At 56.3% G+C, this 14366-nt stretch carries 15 protein-coding genes; 4 read left to right on the forward strand and 11 right to left on the reverse strand.

Annotated features, from left to right (window positions below):
- The first annotated feature begins 16 nt into the window (after nt 1-16).
- Both RHN82_RS10100 and RHN82_RS10105 read left to right on the forward strand, forming a co-directional pair.
- Nucleotides 17-760: a CDP-diacylglycerol diphosphatase gene (locus tag RHN82_RS10100; protein WP_003862014.1), complete on the forward strand. Its 744-nt coding sequence runs from the start codon at nt 17-19 to the stop codon at nt 758-760.
- A 73-nt stretch (nt 761-833) separates the two neighbouring features.
- A complete protein-coding gene (locus tag RHN82_RS10105; RefSeq protein WP_047051667.1) occupies nt 834-2138 on the forward strand; it encodes an SLC13 family permease in 1305 nt (434 codons plus the stop codon).
- A gap of 81 nt (nt 2139-2219) precedes the next feature.
- Here the strand turns inward: RHN82_RS10105 and tpiA are convergent, their stop codons facing one another.
- Together tpiA and RHN82_RS10115 are read right to left on the reverse strand one after the other, a co-directional pair.
- Nucleotides 2220-2987, reverse strand: a complete 768-nt coding sequence (gene tpiA / locus RHN82_RS10110; protein WP_047051668.1) for a triose-phosphate isomerase — start codon at nt 2985-2987, stop codon at nt 2220-2222.
- Between the two features lie 111 nt (nt 2988-3098).
- Nucleotides 3099-3695, reverse strand: a complete 597-nt coding sequence (locus tag RHN82_RS10115; protein WP_017383094.1) for a DUF1454 family protein — start codon at nt 3693-3695, stop codon at nt 3099-3101.
- Between the two features lie 112 nt (nt 3696-3807).
- Between RHN82_RS10115 and RHN82_RS10120 the strand changes: the two genes are divergently transcribed.
- The gene (locus RHN82_RS10120) at nt 3808-4227 is read left to right on the forward strand and encodes a DUF805 domain-containing protein (RefSeq protein WP_006808672.1); all 420 of its coding nucleotides are present in this window, start codon (nt 3808-3810) and stop codon (nt 4225-4227) included.
- Here the strand turns inward: RHN82_RS10120 and fpr are convergent, their stop codons facing one another.
- The 4 genes from fpr to RHN82_RS10140 form a co-directional block, all read right to left on the reverse strand.
- Nucleotides 4228-4974: a ferredoxin--NADP(+) reductase gene (gene fpr / locus RHN82_RS10125; RefSeq protein ID WP_003862024.1), complete on the reverse strand. Its 747-nt coding sequence runs from the start codon at nt 4972-4974 to the stop codon at nt 4228-4230.
- Nucleotides 4975-5070: 96 nt separating this feature from the next.
- Entirely contained in the window at nt 5071-6081 is a 1011-nt protein-coding gene (gene glpX / locus RHN82_RS10130; RefSeq protein ID WP_047051669.1) for a class II fructose-bisphosphatase, read from the reverse strand.
- 121 nt (nt 6082-6202) lie between these two features.
- Nucleotides 6203-7711, reverse strand: coding sequence for a glycerol kinase GlpK (gene glpK, locus RHN82_RS10135; RefSeq protein ID WP_047051670.1), 1509 nt, complete (start codon nt 7709-7711; stop codon nt 6203-6205).
- A gap of 21 nt (nt 7712-7732) precedes the next feature.
- Complete coding sequence (locus tag RHN82_RS10140) at nt 7733-8578, reverse strand: MIP/aquaporin family protein (RefSeq protein ID WP_003862030.1); 846 nt, start codon at nt 8576-8578, stop codon at nt 7733-7735.
- 399 nt (nt 8579-8977) lie between these two features.
- On the opposite strand from RHN82_RS10140, the gene zapB reads away from it, so the two are divergent.
- Nucleotides 8978-9217, forward strand: coding sequence for a septal ring assembly protein ZapB (zapB, locus tag RHN82_RS10145; RefSeq protein ID WP_003862031.1), 240 nt, complete (start codon nt 8978-8980; stop codon nt 9215-9217).
- A gap of 586 nt (nt 9218-9803) precedes the next feature.
- Here zapB and rraA read toward each other — a convergent pair.
- The 5 genes from rraA to ftsN form a co-directional block, all read right to left on the reverse strand.
- Nucleotides 9804-10289: a ribonuclease E activity regulator RraA gene (gene rraA / locus RHN82_RS10150; RefSeq protein ID WP_003862032.1), complete on the reverse strand. Its 486-nt coding sequence runs from the start codon at nt 10287-10289 to the stop codon at nt 9804-9806.
- A gap of 92 nt (nt 10290-10381) precedes the next feature.
- Nucleotides 10382-11308, reverse strand: coding sequence for a 1,4-dihydroxy-2-naphthoate polyprenyltransferase (gene menA, locus RHN82_RS10155; RefSeq protein WP_104999933.1), 927 nt, complete (start codon nt 11306-11308; stop codon nt 10382-10384).
- Between the two features lie 62 nt (nt 11309-11370).
- Nucleotides 11371-12702, reverse strand: a complete 1332-nt coding sequence (gene hslU, locus RHN82_RS10160; protein WP_003862035.1) for an HslU--HslV peptidase ATPase subunit — start codon at nt 12700-12702, stop codon at nt 11371-11373.
- A gap of 9 nt (nt 12703-12711) precedes the next feature.
- Nucleotides 12712-13242 (reverse strand): ATP-dependent protease subunit HslV, encoded by a 531-nt coding sequence (hslV, locus tag RHN82_RS10165; protein ID WP_003862036.1) that lies wholly within the window; start codon nt 13240-13242, stop codon nt 12712-12714.
- A 94-nt stretch (nt 13243-13336) separates the two neighbouring features.
- Nucleotides 13337-14305 (reverse strand): cell division protein FtsN, encoded by a 969-nt coding sequence (ftsN, locus tag RHN82_RS10170; protein ID WP_017383099.1) that lies wholly within the window; start codon nt 14303-14305, stop codon nt 13337-13339.
- Nucleotides 14306-14366 lie beyond the last annotated feature (61 nt).

Raw genomic sequence — 14366 nt, forward strand, 5'->3', positions numbered from 1 at the left:
AAACAGGGAACGCGTTGTGAAAAAAATTATCTTACTGATTCTGATCGTTATCGCCCTTGCCGCAGGCGGCGTGTACTGGATGAAAGCGGGTAATCCAAATGCGTTGCGTCATATCGTTCTCGACCAGTGTGTGCCCAACCAGCTGCATAACCGTAACCCGGCACCGTGTGCGCAGGTGAAGCCAGATGCGGGCTACGTGGTGTTCAAGGACCGCAACGGGCCGCTGCAATACCTGCTGATGCCCACGTACCGTATCAACGGCACCGAAAGCCCGCTGCTGACAGAGCCGCAGACACCGAATTTCTTCTGGCTGGCATGGCAGTCTCGTCATTTTATGAGCATGAAACGGGGGGCCGACGTGCCTGACAGCGCCGTTTCGCTGACCATCAACTCCCCGACCGGGCGCACGCAAAACCATTTTCATATCCACATCTCCTGTCTGCGCCCAGACGTGCGCGAGAAGCTGAACGCGTCGCAGGGGCAAATCAGCACCCAGTGGTTACCGCTTCCGGGCGGGCTGGAAGGGCATGAATACCTTGCCCGTCGGGTGACGGAGAACGAACTGGTGCAGCGCAGCCCGTTTATGATGCTGGCGGAAGAGCTGCCGGAAGCCCGCGATCATATGGGACGCTTCGCGCTGGCGATGGCGCAGCAGTCGGACGGCTCGTTTGTCTTGCTGGCGACAGAGCGTAACCTGCTTACCTTTAACCGCGCGTCGGCTGAGGAATTGCAGGATCATCAATGCGATATCCTGAAGTGACCCCACCATAAATAGCGTTTACTCGCCCTGCCTGTCGCCGTAGACTTGCTGAAAAATTCTACAGGAGACAGGTATGTCGCTCTGGTTATCGCATCCTCTGCTGCTTCCCTCGCTGATCGTCGGCGTCACCATCGTGCTGTGGGCGACGTCGCTGTTGCCGGAATTTATCACCGCGCTGCTGTTCTTTACGGCGGCGATGACCGCCAGAATCGCCCCGCCGGAAGTGATCTTCGGCGGCTTCGCCTCGTCTGCCTTCTGGCTGGTGTTCAGCGGCTTTGTGCTGGGCGTGGCGATTCGGAAAACCGGCCTGGCGGACAGGGCCGCCCGGGCGCTGTCGGCAAAGCTTACCGACTCCTGGGTGCTGATGGTGGCGAGCGTTGTGCTGCTGAGCTATGCCCTGGCATTCGTGATGCCGTCGAACATGGGACGTATTGCGCTGCTGATGCCGATTGTCGCCGCGATGGCGAAGCGGGCCGGCATTCCTGATGGCTCGCGGGCCTGGTTTGGCCTGGCGCTGGCGGTCGGGTTTGGCACCTTCCAGCTATCCGCCACCATCCTGCCCGCCAACGTGCCCAACCTGGTGATGAGCGGCGCGGCGGAAGGCTCATACGGTATCCACCTCAACTATGTCCCGTATCTGCTGCTGCACACCCCGGTGCTGGGTATTCTCAAGGGCCTGATTCTGATTGGCCTGATCTGCTGGCTGTTCCCCGGCAACCCAAAACCGGCGAAGGATCTCGCGCCATCGGAACCGATGGGGCGTGACGAAAAACGACTCGCCTGGCTGCTGGCGGTGGTGTTGACGATGTGGGTGACGGAGAGCTGGCACGGCGTGGGGCCAGCGTGGACGGGGCTGGCGGCCTCGGTCATCGTTATGCTGCCGCGCATCGGTTTTATCACCGGGGAGGAGTTCTCGGCGGGGGTGAATATGCGCACCTGTATTTACGTCGCGGGTATACTCGGGCTGGCCATTACGGTGACGCAGACCGGTATCGGTGCGGCCGTAGGCGAGGCGTTGCTCCATATCATGCCGCTGGATGCAGACCGCCCGTTTACCAGCTTCCTGGCGCTGACGGGGATCACCACGGCGCTCAACTTCATTATGACCGCCAACGGCGTTCCTGCGCTGTACACCACGCTGGCGCAGAGCTTCTCGGACGCGACCGGCTTCCCGCTGCTGTCGGTGATCATGATTCAGGTGCTGGGATATTCCACGCCGCTGCTGCCGTATCAGGCGTCGCCGATTGTGGTGGCGATGGGCTTAGGTAAAGTGCCTGCGAAGGCGGGGATGCTGCTCTGTCTGGCGCTGGCGATTGCGACGTATCTGGTGCTGCTGCCGCTGGATTATTTGTGGTTTAGCCTACTGGGACGGCTGTAAAAAAGCCCGGTGGCGCTGACGCTTACCGGGCCTACAGAACCGTAGGGCGGGTTAGCGAAGCGCCACCCGCCACAAAGGCAATTACGCCTGCTTAGCCGCTTCTGCCGCTTTAACGATCACCGCGAAAGCGTCTGCTTTCAGGGATGCGCCGCCAACCAGTGCGCCATCGATGTCTGGCTGGGTGAACAGCTCAGCTGCGTTTGATGCGTTAACGGAACCGCCATACTGGATGATGACCTGCTCAGCCACTTTCGCGTCTGCTTTTGCAATGTGGTCACGGATGAACTTGTGCACCGCCTGTGCCTGCGCTGGAGTTGCAGATTTGCCGGTACCGATCGCCCAGACTGGCTCGTAAGCGATAACCGCGCCTTCGAACGCTGCCGCGCCCTGGGTTTTCAGTACAGCGTCGATCTGACGTGCGCACACTTCTTCGGTGTTGCCTGCTTCGTTTTCTGCTTCGGTTTCACCGATGCACAGAACCGGGATCAGACCCTGCTCTTTCAGCACAGCGAATTTCTTCGCGATGAACTCGTCAGATTCTTTGTGGTAGGTGCGACGCTCAGAGTGGCCGATGATGATGTATTTCGCGCCGATGTCTTTCAGCATTTCAGCAGAGGTTTCACCGGTGAATGCGCCAGACAGGTTAACGTCAACGTTCTGCGCGCCCAGAATGATGTGGCTGCCGTCAGCGGCACGTTTAGCCAGATCCAGGTACATATCCGGCGGAGCGATAGCAACCGCGCAGCCGGTCACGCCAGCCAGCTCTTTACGCAGGTTAGCAACCAGTTCGTTTACCATGTGGCGGCTGCCGTTCAGTTTCCAGTTACCCATCACTAAAGGATGTCGCATTTCAATTCTCCACGCTCAATAAGCGAATTAAGGAATATGGCCACCCTTAAGGGCAGCATGGTCTGTGAATCAGTATAGAGATTTTCCCTCGAAAGGCTTTGCTTTTTGTCATTAATTCGCCCCCTCGAGTGCGTCTGATAGGGCCAGCTTAATCGGTTCAACCGCGAAGGTCAGCCCCTTTTCGCCGTTATCTGCGACGACATAGCGAACGGCACCTTCCGTATCGGCGTAATAGCGTTTGTTTTTCCCGGCGGTAAGCAGTTTTTGCAGCTTTTGCTGGCTTTGCGCTTTCGTGAAGGTGGGGGTAAAGGCGCGCAGAATAGCGCTCATGTACTCCAGCGCTTTCGCTTTCGCCGCTTTTTGCTCTGGCCCCTGAATCGGCAGCCAGGTGATCTGCATACTTTTGATTTTTAACGTTCCGCGCTCAAGGGCGGTAGAGGCATACAGATTCTCGTTAATTTTGCTGGCCGCGCGGGTCAGGGTCGGCGTATCGCGGGCGCTGTCAATCGCACGGAACTCTCCCAGCGGAAGTGAGGGGTTTTCTTTGTTGAAGGCTTCGCGGAACTGGCTGATAGATTGATCGAAAGAGGGTGCGCCCGCCAGAAGATAAGGGGCGGTGACCGGGGAAGCCGTTTCCGCGGCGTACAGGGAAAAACTGGCGCTCAGCATCGCTAAACACAAATAAAGAGAGTGTGCCGAACTTTTCATCAACATTGCCCCTGGCCGTCATTGCCCATGATTAAAACGATATCTGGTCGGCTTGTCAAAAGGTCACAACTCCAGGGTAAAATGCGGGCTAAACAATAATAAGGAACCTTACATGACCATACAGCAGTGGCTGTTTTCATTCAAAGGGCGTATTGGACGCCGTGACTTCTGGATCTGGATTGCAACGTGGGTTGTCGCCATGCTGCTTCTGTTTTTTGTTGCCTACAACGCATGGCTGAGCACGCAAACCGCGGCATTTGCGCTGGTCTGTTTACTGTGGCCAACCGCCGCCGTGGTGGTGAAACGTCTGCACGATCGTGGCCGCTCCGGCGCATGGGCTTTTCTGATTATTCTGGCGTGGATGCTGGTGGCGGGGAACTGGTCAATGCTGCCCTCAATCCTCCCGTGGGTGGTGGGCAGACTGCTGCCGACGGTTATCTTTGTGATGATGGTTGTCGAACTGGGCGCGTTTATCGGCACCCAGAGCGAGAACAAATACGGAAAAGATACTCTTGAGGTGAAGTACCGCTGATCACCAGTAGTGTTCGGCGGTCATGTGGCCCGGTCGGCGGCGAAGGTGCTTCGTCATCTGCCGGGTATCCTTCAGCAACTGCTGCGTATCGCGTACCATCTGCGGATTACCGCACAGCATCACATGGCTGGTTTCGGTATTCATCGGTAAACCCACCGCCTCTTCCAGCGCGCCGCTTTCAATCAACGCCGGAACGCGACCGGTTAACGAGCCGGCTGCGGTTTCGCGGCTGACCACCGTCTGAATTTTTAACTTCCCGCCATATCGCTGTTCCAGCGCCTGCATCTGCGGCAAATAGCTCAGGTCTGCGGCGTAGCGCGCGGCGTGAACCAGCACGATATTTTTAAAGCGCTCCAGATCTTTGCCGTATTGCAGAATGGAGAGATACGGGCCAATGGCCGTGCCGGTCGCCAGCATCCAGAGCGTGTCACAGTCGGGGATTTCATCCAGCACGAAGAACCCCGCCGCGTCGGAAACAATCTGCACTTCATCGCCCGGCTTCAGCGCGGCGAGGCGCGGGCTGAGCTTACCGTCCGGGACGGTGACCAGATAGAACTCAAGGTCCGGGTTATCAGGCGCATTAACGTAAGAGTAGGCGCGCTGTACGCGTTCACCGTCGATATCCAGCCCGAGTTTGGCAAACTGCCCGGCAGTAAACGGATGAACGGGAGCGTGCAGCGTGAGGCTAAATAGCGCATCGGTCCAGAACTGTACCTTTGTGACTTTACCTGTTACCCAGTCCGCCATGATCTTCTCCTGTGCTGTTTCTCTCTTCTATCTTCCGTACTTGTGGGAAACATTTCCAGCCCATTCGGGCCGGAAAGCTCTATCGATCAAATGGTTTTACAGAATGTGCGTCTGTACGTCCGGATCTTTACGATCGAGATAATGAATGGACTTAATGCGGCGAATGGTGCGGGATTTACCGCGGATCAGCAGGGTTTCAGTGGTGGCCATGTTGCCCTTGCGGGTGATGCCGTCCAGCAGATCGCCTTTGGTGATGCCGGTTGCGGAGAAGACCACGTTATCGCTGCGGGCCATCTCGTTCAGCGCGAGCACTTTATTGGCCTCGATGCCCATCGCCGCGCAGCGCGCCAGTTCGTCTGCACCAATGCGAAGGTTCTCGTCGCTGTCGCCTTTGACCTCATGGCGTGGCAGCAGACGCGCCTGCATATCGCCGTCCAGCGCGCGGATCACTGCCGCAGAGACCACACCCTCCGGCGCACCACCGATGCCGTAAAGCACGTCGACTTCGCTGTCTGGCATGCAGGTCAGAATAGAGGCGGCAACGTCGCCATCCGGAATAGCAAATACGCGCACGCCGAGCGCTTGCAGGTACGCGATGGTGGCGTCGTGGCGCGGTTTCGCCAGAATGGTTACGGTGAGTTCGTTGAGCGGTTTACCCAGCGCCGCGGCGATATTGCGCAGGTTGGCGTCCAGCGGCAGGCTAAGGTCGATAGCGCCTTTAGCGCCAGGACCGACGATCAGCTTTTCCATGTACATATCGGGCGCGTTGAGGAAGCAGCCCTTATCGCCCACCGCCAGTACCGCCAGCGCGTTGGCCTGGCCCATCGCCGTCATACGGGTGCCTTCAATCGGGTCGACCGCGATATCCACGGCATCGCCTTTGCCCGTCCCGACTTTTTCACCGATGTAGAGCATCGGCGCTTCGTCGATTTCGCCTTCGCCAATGACGATAGTGCCATCGATATTGACCTGATTAAGCACAATGCGCATGGCGTGGACGGCTGCACCGTCTGCGGTATTTTTGTCGCCACGGCCCAGCCACTTGTAGCCTGCGAGGGCGGCAGCTTCGGTGACGCGGGAAAACTCGATAGCAAGTTCACGTTTCATGAGGTACTCGTACAATCAAAAGGAATTGCACGAAGTTTATCACAGAGTGGGGAGGGGCGAGGGGACCGGTGCGGTCGGAGCCCCTCACCCTAACCCTCTCCCAGGGAGAGGGAATATAGGTTTACTCGTCGTGCTCTTCCCACGCCAGGGCACGTTTCACCGCTTTCTTCCAGCCGCTGTAGCGGTAGTTGCGCTCGGTGGTTTCGATGCCAGGACGGAATTCGCGTTCGATAACCGCTTTTTCCTGAAGCTCGTCGAGGTTTTGCCAGAAGCCAACCGCCAGACCTGCCAGATACGCTGCGCCCAGCGCCGTCACTTCTCGTACCTCAGGACGTTCAACGCGGGTGCCCAGAATGTCGGACTGGAACTGCATCAGGAAGTTGTTGGCTACCGCACCGCCGTCCACGCGCAGGGCGTGCAGACGGATGCCGGAGTCCGCCTGCATCGCTTCTAGCACGTCGCGCGTCTGGTAGGCGATGGATTCCAGCGTCGCGCGAATGATGTGGTTTGAGTTCACGCCGCGCGTCAGGCCGAAAATCGCGCCGCGGGCATACGGATCCCAGTACGGTGCGCCCAGACCGGTAAACGCTGGCACCACGTACACGCCGTTGGTGTCTTTCACTTTGGTCGCGAAGTATTCGGAGTCAAACGCGTCGCTGATCAGCTTCATCTCGTCGCGCAGCCACTGAATGGAGGCACCCGCCATGAATACCGCGCCTTCCAGGGCATAGTTCACTTCACCGCGTGGGCCGCAGGCGATGGTGGTCAGCAGACCGTTTTCTGATTTCACCGCTTTCTCGCCGGTGTTCATCAGCATAAAGCAGCCGGTACCGTAGGTGTTCTTCGCCATCCCTTCTTTGACGCACAGCTGGCCGAATAGCGCCGCCTGCTGGTCACCGGCGATACCGGCGATAGGAATACGCGTGCCGCCTTTACCGCCAATGTTGGTCTGGCCATACACTTCTGAAGATTTACGCACGTCTGGCAGCATCGCACGCGGAATGTCCAGCGCGTCCAGCATCTTGTCATCCCACTCCAGGGTGTTGATGTTGAACAGCATGGTGCGCGAGGCGTTGGTGTAGTCAGTAACGTGAACGCGTCCCTGAGTCATCTTCCAGATAAGCCAGGTATCGACGGTACCGAACAGCAGCTCGCCACGTCGTGCACGCTCGCGTGAACCTTCCACGTGGTCGAGGATCCACTTCACTTTGGTGCCCGAAAAATACGGGTCAACCACCAGGCCGGTGGCGTTGCGCACGTACTCTTCCATCCCGTCGCGCTTCAGCTGTTCGCAGATCTCTGACGTACGGCGGCACTGCCAGACAATGGCGTTGTAGATGGGCTTACCGGTTTCGCGCTCCCAGACCACAGTCGTTTCACGCTGGTTGGTGATACCGATAGCGGCAATCTGGTCAGAACTGATGTCGGCTTTCGCCAGCACTTCCACCAGCGTGGAGCTTTGTGACGCCCAGATCTCCATCGGGTCGTGTTCAACCCAGCCTGGACGCGGATAAATTTGCTCAAATTCGCGTTGAGACACGCTGACAATGTTCGCGTCATGATCCATTACGACAGCGCGGGAGCTGGTAGTGCCCTGGTCGAGCGCAACGATATATTTTTTTTCGGTCATGGTATGTGTCCCGTAGTCAGATTACAGCGAAGCTTTTTGTTGTGTGGTGGACGTTGTCTCTTTTTCCTCTTCCACACAGGTGTCGCACGGTAAGTGGCGACCAATTAATTTGCGATAGCCGAATGCGCCCAGCGCCGCCCCTACAATTGGCCCGAACAGCGGAACCAGGAAGTAAGGAATGTCTTTGCCGCCCGTGAAGGCGACATCGCCCCATCCCGCAAAGAAGGCGAAGGTTTTTGGACCCAGGTCACGCGCCGGATTCATCGCAAAGCCGGTCAGCGGACCCATGGATGCGCCGATCACCGCAATCAGAAGGCCAATCAAAAGTGGTGCCAGCGGGCCGCGCGGAATGCCGTTTCCGTCGTCGCCCAGCGCCATAATGACGCCCATCAGAATAGCGGTAATCACCATTTCAACTGCGAACGCCTGCACAAAATTGATATGCGGATTCGGATACGTTGAGAAAATGCCTGCCAGATCCAGACTTTCGACACTGCCACGCACCATATGATGCGTCTGTTCGAAGTCGATGAAAAGATTGTAATAAAGCCCGTAAACTAACGCCGCTGCGCAAAAGGCGCCGGCAAATTGCGAAATGATGAAAGGAACAACTTTGCGTCCGTCAAAGCACGCGAATAGCCACAACGCGATGGTCACCGCCGGGTTAAGATGTGCGCCGGAAACCCCTGCGGTCAGGTAGATGGCCATCGCCACGCCCAGACCCCAGATAATACTGATTTCCCACTGACCAAAACTGGCACCCGCCACTTTCAGTGCAGCGACACAGCCTACTCCGAAGAATATCAACAACCCGGTACCCAGGAACTCGGCAATGCACTGGCCTTTTAAGGTTGATGTCTGACTCATAATCGGAATCCTGCAAAAGAGTAATGTTTATTGTTTGCGTGACCGCCCGTGACAGTCACGATGCCCTGTAGACATAGTGTTAATTTATCGTTAACGAGCACAAACGAGAAATATCGAAATCGAAATGTGTGGTCTGCGTCAATAAAATGAGCGTTTTCGCGCCATAAAGCGCGTTTTTGCATCAGATAATGATTATGGGCTGAATCATTTCTTTAACTTATGGGTTAACAACTTAGGGGTATATGCGGCGAACGCACCAGGACGAGGCCGAAAAGTGTTGCAAACCGCGATCTGCGTGGCATGCCGCTGGACAGGGGCGACGGCGCTCCATACAATCGGAACATATGTTGTGCGCGTTTACGTTAAAGCGTCGCCTTGCAATTCAGGAGAGGTAGGATCATGTCTTTAGAAGTGTTTGAGAAACTGGAATCGAAAGTACAGCAGGCGATTGACACCATCACGCTGCTGCAAATGGAAATTGAAGAGCTGAAAGAGAAGAACAACTCCCTGTCACAGGAAGTTCAGAATGCTCAGCACAGCCGTGAAGAACTGGAGCGCGAAAACAACCAGCTGCGCGAACAGCAGAACGGCTGGCAGGAACGCTTGCAGGCGCTGCTGGGACGTATGGAAGAAGTTTGATTTCCTTAGGGAATGAATTGAACAGGCCGGGTAAGGCGAAGCCGCCACCCGGCTTTTTTATGGTTTTCGCTAACCGACCTCAAACCATAAAAAAGGCCGCCCAAGGCGGCCTTAACGCTACTTGTCCTGCGCTGTCGTAACTAAAGCAACTAACTCAACAGGTTCATCGCTCTTTACAACGAGTACGCTGGCGACAATGAACGCGATACATAAATAGCGTTTCATTATGCGGTCCTTGCTGCTAACCGCTCCACCGTTCACCACCGGTGATAAGTCGGTGGACACAAGCCCTGGTGTTAGCCTGCTTTACGGTAGTGAATACACCTTTCCCTGGACCGATGCCCATTTGCGAGATGGCGGAAAGGGACGCGGTATCATAAAGAGCATCAACCGTGGCGTTAAGGTTTTCATAGATAATTAGGATTTTATAAAGGTTCTGAGAGGTTGCCCAAGGTTTAGACGAGAGTATGATGAAGTTCCTTGGTGTTAGTCTGTAAGACGTCCCAACGGACCGCGAATCCCGAGGGACAAAAAAACCGCCACATTGCTGTTGGCGGTTTTTTTATGAATTTTACTCATCGATTAACTACTCGATGTCCAGCGCATCCTCGGAAAGGATAATCCCGGTATTGTCAGCATAAAGGTGGTCACCCGAGAAGAAGGTCACGCCGCCGAAGTTAACGCGCACGTCACTTTCGCCGATGCCTTCACCCGCTGCGCCAACCGGAATGGCGGCAATGGCCTGAATACCGATATCCAGGTCTTCCAGATCGTCCACCTGGCGCACGGAACCGTAGACCACAATCCCTTCCCACTCGTTTTGCACCGCAAGGCGGGCGAGGTCCGCATCGATCAGTGCACGGCGCACTGAACCGCCGCCGTCCACCAGCAGGACGCGGCCACGGCCGTTCTCTTCGAGCAGATCGTACAGCAACCCGTTGTCCTCGAAACATTTCACCGTGATGATTTGTCCGCCAAACGACGACCGTCCACCAAAGTTGGAGAACAGGGGTTCAACGACGTTGACATCTTCCTGGTAGATGTCACAAAGCTCGGAGGTATCGTATTTCATAGGTTTAACGCTCTGTTGCTGCGAATGTGTTCAGTATATCGTGCGAAATGCGTTGTTGGCAAAATCATCAATTGTTAATTGATATTTGTCAGCTAACGCAGCGTCTGGCTTAAGACAATCCCGATGACGAACAGCAGGTTAGTCAGCAACGCGCCTTTTACCGTACGTTCCAGCATCGGTGGCATGGCGGCCGGGCTGAGTTCACGCATGACGTAGCGGGCCTGCTTAATCAGCAGCGGTGCGGCGAGCACAAACAGCCAGCCCCACAGGCTGTGCAGAGAGATCAGATTGAACAGCGCCAGGCAGACCAGCGCGCCGATGAGCAGGCAGGCATGATAGCGGCGTGCATTCACCGGACCCAGACGCACGGCCAGCGTGTTTTTACCGTTTTCGCGGTCGCTGTCGATGTCGCGCAGGTTGTTGATATTCAGCACCGCCGTCGCCAGCAGACCGCAGGCGGTCGCCGGCAGGAACAGGGCAGGGATCACCGTATGCGCCTGCAAGTACCAGCTTCCCATCACGCTCAGCCAGCCGAAGAACACCAGCACGGAGATGTCGCCCAGGCCAATATACCCATAAGGACGCGTCCCGACGGTATAGGTAATGGCTGCAATAATGGCGAGCAAGCCCAGCACCAGGAAGCCAATGAAATCACTGGTGGTTTTCGAGGCGACCGTCACCAGCGCCAGCCCGGACAGGCAAATCAACACCACGGTGATAATCAGCGCCCGTTTCATCTGTGCCTGGGTAATCACTCCTTTTTGCATCCCGCGCAGCGGCCCGATACGGTCAGGCTTGTCGCTGCCTTTAACCGCATCGCCGTAATCATTGGCGAGATTAGAGAGGATTTGCAGCAGCCCGGCGGTGACAAGCGCCAGACCTGCTACCAGCGGATCGAAATGACCCTGCCACCAGGCAAGCGTGGTACCGACGATAATGGCGGCAAAAGCCAGAGGAAGCGTTTTAGGGCGCAGACTTACGAGCCACGCCTGTGTACGGCTGATATCAGTCATAGTTATTTAGCCAATAAAAATGGGGGCCATAGCCCCCATCAACAGTGATGAAAATGCATTGAACGCGATTATAGAATAAAACGGCTCAGATCTTCATCTGCCACTAACGCATCCAGGTGTTTGCCCACATAGTCTGCGTCAATGGTAATGCTTTGACCGTTAAGGTCGCTCGCATCATAAGAGATGTCTTCCATCAGGCGTTCCAGCACGGTGTGCAGACGACGCGCACCGATGTTCTCGGTGGTTTCGTTGACCTGCCACGCGGCCTGGGCGATGCGCTTGATACCGTCATCGGTAAATTCAATGTTCACGCCTTCAGTCGCCATCAGCGCTTTGTACTGTACGGTCACAGACGCGTTTGGCTCAGTCAGGATACGTTCGAAATCTTCGGTGGTCAGCGCCTGCAACTCAACGCGGATTGGCAGACGACCCTGGAGTTCCGGGATCAGGTCAGACGGGCTGGCAATCTGGAACGCACCGGAGGCGATAAACAGAATGTGGTCAGTTTTAACCATGCCGTGCTTGGTGGAGACGGTGCACCCTTCTACCAGCGGCAGCAGGTCGCGCTGAACGCCTTCGCGGGAGACATCCGGGCCGGACGCGTTGCCGCGCTTACAGATTTTGTCGATTTCGTCGATAAACACGATACCGTGCTGCTCAACCGCGTCGATAGCGTCCTGTTTCAGCTCTTCCGGGTTAACCAGCTTCGCGGCTTCTTCTTCAATCAGCAGCTTCATCGCGTCTTTGATTTTCAGCTTACGCGCTTTCTGCTTCTGCCCGCCCAGGTTCTGGAACATGGACTGCAACTGGCTGGTCATTTCTTCCATTCCCGGAGGCGCCATAATTTCCACGCCCATTGGCGCGGCAGCGAGATCGATCTCAATCTCTTTGTCGTCCAGCTCGCCTTCGCGCAGCTTTTTGCGGAATGCCTGACGCGCAGCAGATGGTTCAGACTGCTGTTCAGCCTGTCCCCAGTTGTTTTTTGCCGGTGGGATCAGCACGTCGAGAATACGCTCTTCGGCCATCTCTTCGGCGCGATAGCGGTTTTTCTCAATCGCCTGGACACGCACCATCTTAATCGCCGAGTCGGTCAGATCGCGGATGATGGAGTCCACTTCTTTACCCACATAGCCCACTTCGGTGAACTTAGTGGCTTCAACTTTGATGAACGGCGCGTTAGCCAGTTTGGCCAGACGACGGGCGATTTCGGTTTTACCCACACCGGTCGGGCCGATCATCAGAATATTTTTTGGCGTCACTTCGTGGCGAAGCTCTTCGTCGAGCTGCATGCGGCGCCAGCGGTTACGCAGTGCGATAGCCACGGAGCGCTTGGCGTTGTCCTGGCCGATAATGTGTTTGTTCAGTTCGCTGACAATTTCGCGTGGGGTCATTTCAGACATGGGCGATCCTTACGCTTTAGACGGTAATTCTTCGATGGTGTGATTGTGGTTGGTATAGATGCAGATATCACCTGCAATATCCAACGCTTTCACCGCGATATCGCGCGCGTTCATGTCGGTATTTTCCAACAGCGCACGGGCTGCGGCCTGGGCGTACGGGCCGCCAGAGCCGATGGCAATCAGGTCGTTTTCAGGCTGAACCACGTCGCCGTTACCGGTGATGATCAGCGAGGCGTTTTCGTCAGCCACGGCCAGCAGCGCTTCGAGCTTGCGTAGCATGCGGTCGGTACGCCAGTCTTTTGCCAGCTCAACGGCGGCTTTCACCAGATGACCCTGATGCATTTCCAGTTTGCGTTCAAACAGTTCAAACAGCGTGAAGGCATCAGCCGTGCCGCCTGCGAAACCGGCGATCACTTTGTCGTTATAAAGACGACGTACTTTCTTCACGTTGCCTTTCATGACGGTATTACCCAGCGTGGCCTGGCCATCACCGGCAATTACCACCTGGCCGTTACGGCGTACACTTACTATTGTTGTCACGAGCAGACCCCCTGGTTACAGATTCGGGAAACAGAAGCCCTGAGCCTGTGCTCAGGGCTGAATTAAATGATAGATGGGGGGGAATTTGGGGGTTTCAACCCCCGGAGGCGAGTCGAATGCAGTTTGTGTGGCCAGCCACTTTCAAACGGGAAATGGTGCCGTCTGCGTTTTCTTTGCCTTTGACCGGTCCAATCACTACGCGATTCCAGCCGTTATTGGTGGTAATGCGTGAGTCAAATCCTTCAAATGCCAGCTGAGCACGCACCGTTTCTGCCTGTTCGGCGCCTTTAAACGAACCGCACTGAACCATCCAGCGGCGTTCATCTTTTTTCTCAGCCGTCTGCTTCGGCGCCTCGGTCTCTTTGGTGACCGGCGCAGCCTGCTGCGTTTTTGGCTGTTGCGCAGTGGTATGAGCAGGCGTCTGCAACAGATCCTGATACGGCTGTGCCGTTTGCTTCTGCGGCTGCGCCTTCGGTTGCTGCTGGACAGGCTGAGTTTGTACGGTACGCGTCTGCTGCTGCGGTTGTGTACGCGGCTGCTGTACCGGCTGCGTCTGCGTCCACTGCTGCTGTTGCGTTTGCTGCTGAGCCTGACGCTGGCGCTGCAACGTTTGCTGACGCTGCGCCGGAGTTTGTTCGTTCCACGGCACTTCGTTCAGCTGCGTAGGCTGCTGGCGCATGTCCGCCTGCATCTGAGCGAGCAGTTGACGCTGTTCGTCCGTCAGCTGATCGGCATTCTTCACTTCACCCCCGGCAGAAGGCTCGGTAGGCGCACGTACGCCAGGCTGGCGGCTTTCCAGCTCTTTAATGTAGCGCCAGCGCTCTTCAGGCTTCGGCGGCAGGCCGTTGCCGACGACCTTGTTACCCTGAAGGGCTTCAGACTCTTCTTTTTTATGATGCGTAATGAAGTAGAGGCCGCCAATAAAGGCCACCAGCACGGCCGCAGCAATGGCGACCATGGCTGGGGAGACAGCAGACAGGCTACGTTGCTTGCTTTTTGAACTACTCTTTTTGCGTCGCGAAGGTGCCGGCTGGCCGCGACGTACATAATCTCGTTGTGCCACTATCGTTTCGCTGTATTTATTCGTTCGTCAGCCCGCCATGTTACTTAAGCGACGGGGCTTT

The sequence above is a fragment of the Enterobacter cloacae complex sp. EB5 genome, from assembly GCF_031432835.1.
Lineage (GTDB): Bacteria > Pseudomonadota > Gammaproteobacteria > Enterobacterales > Enterobacteriaceae > Enterobacter > Enterobacter hormaechei_C.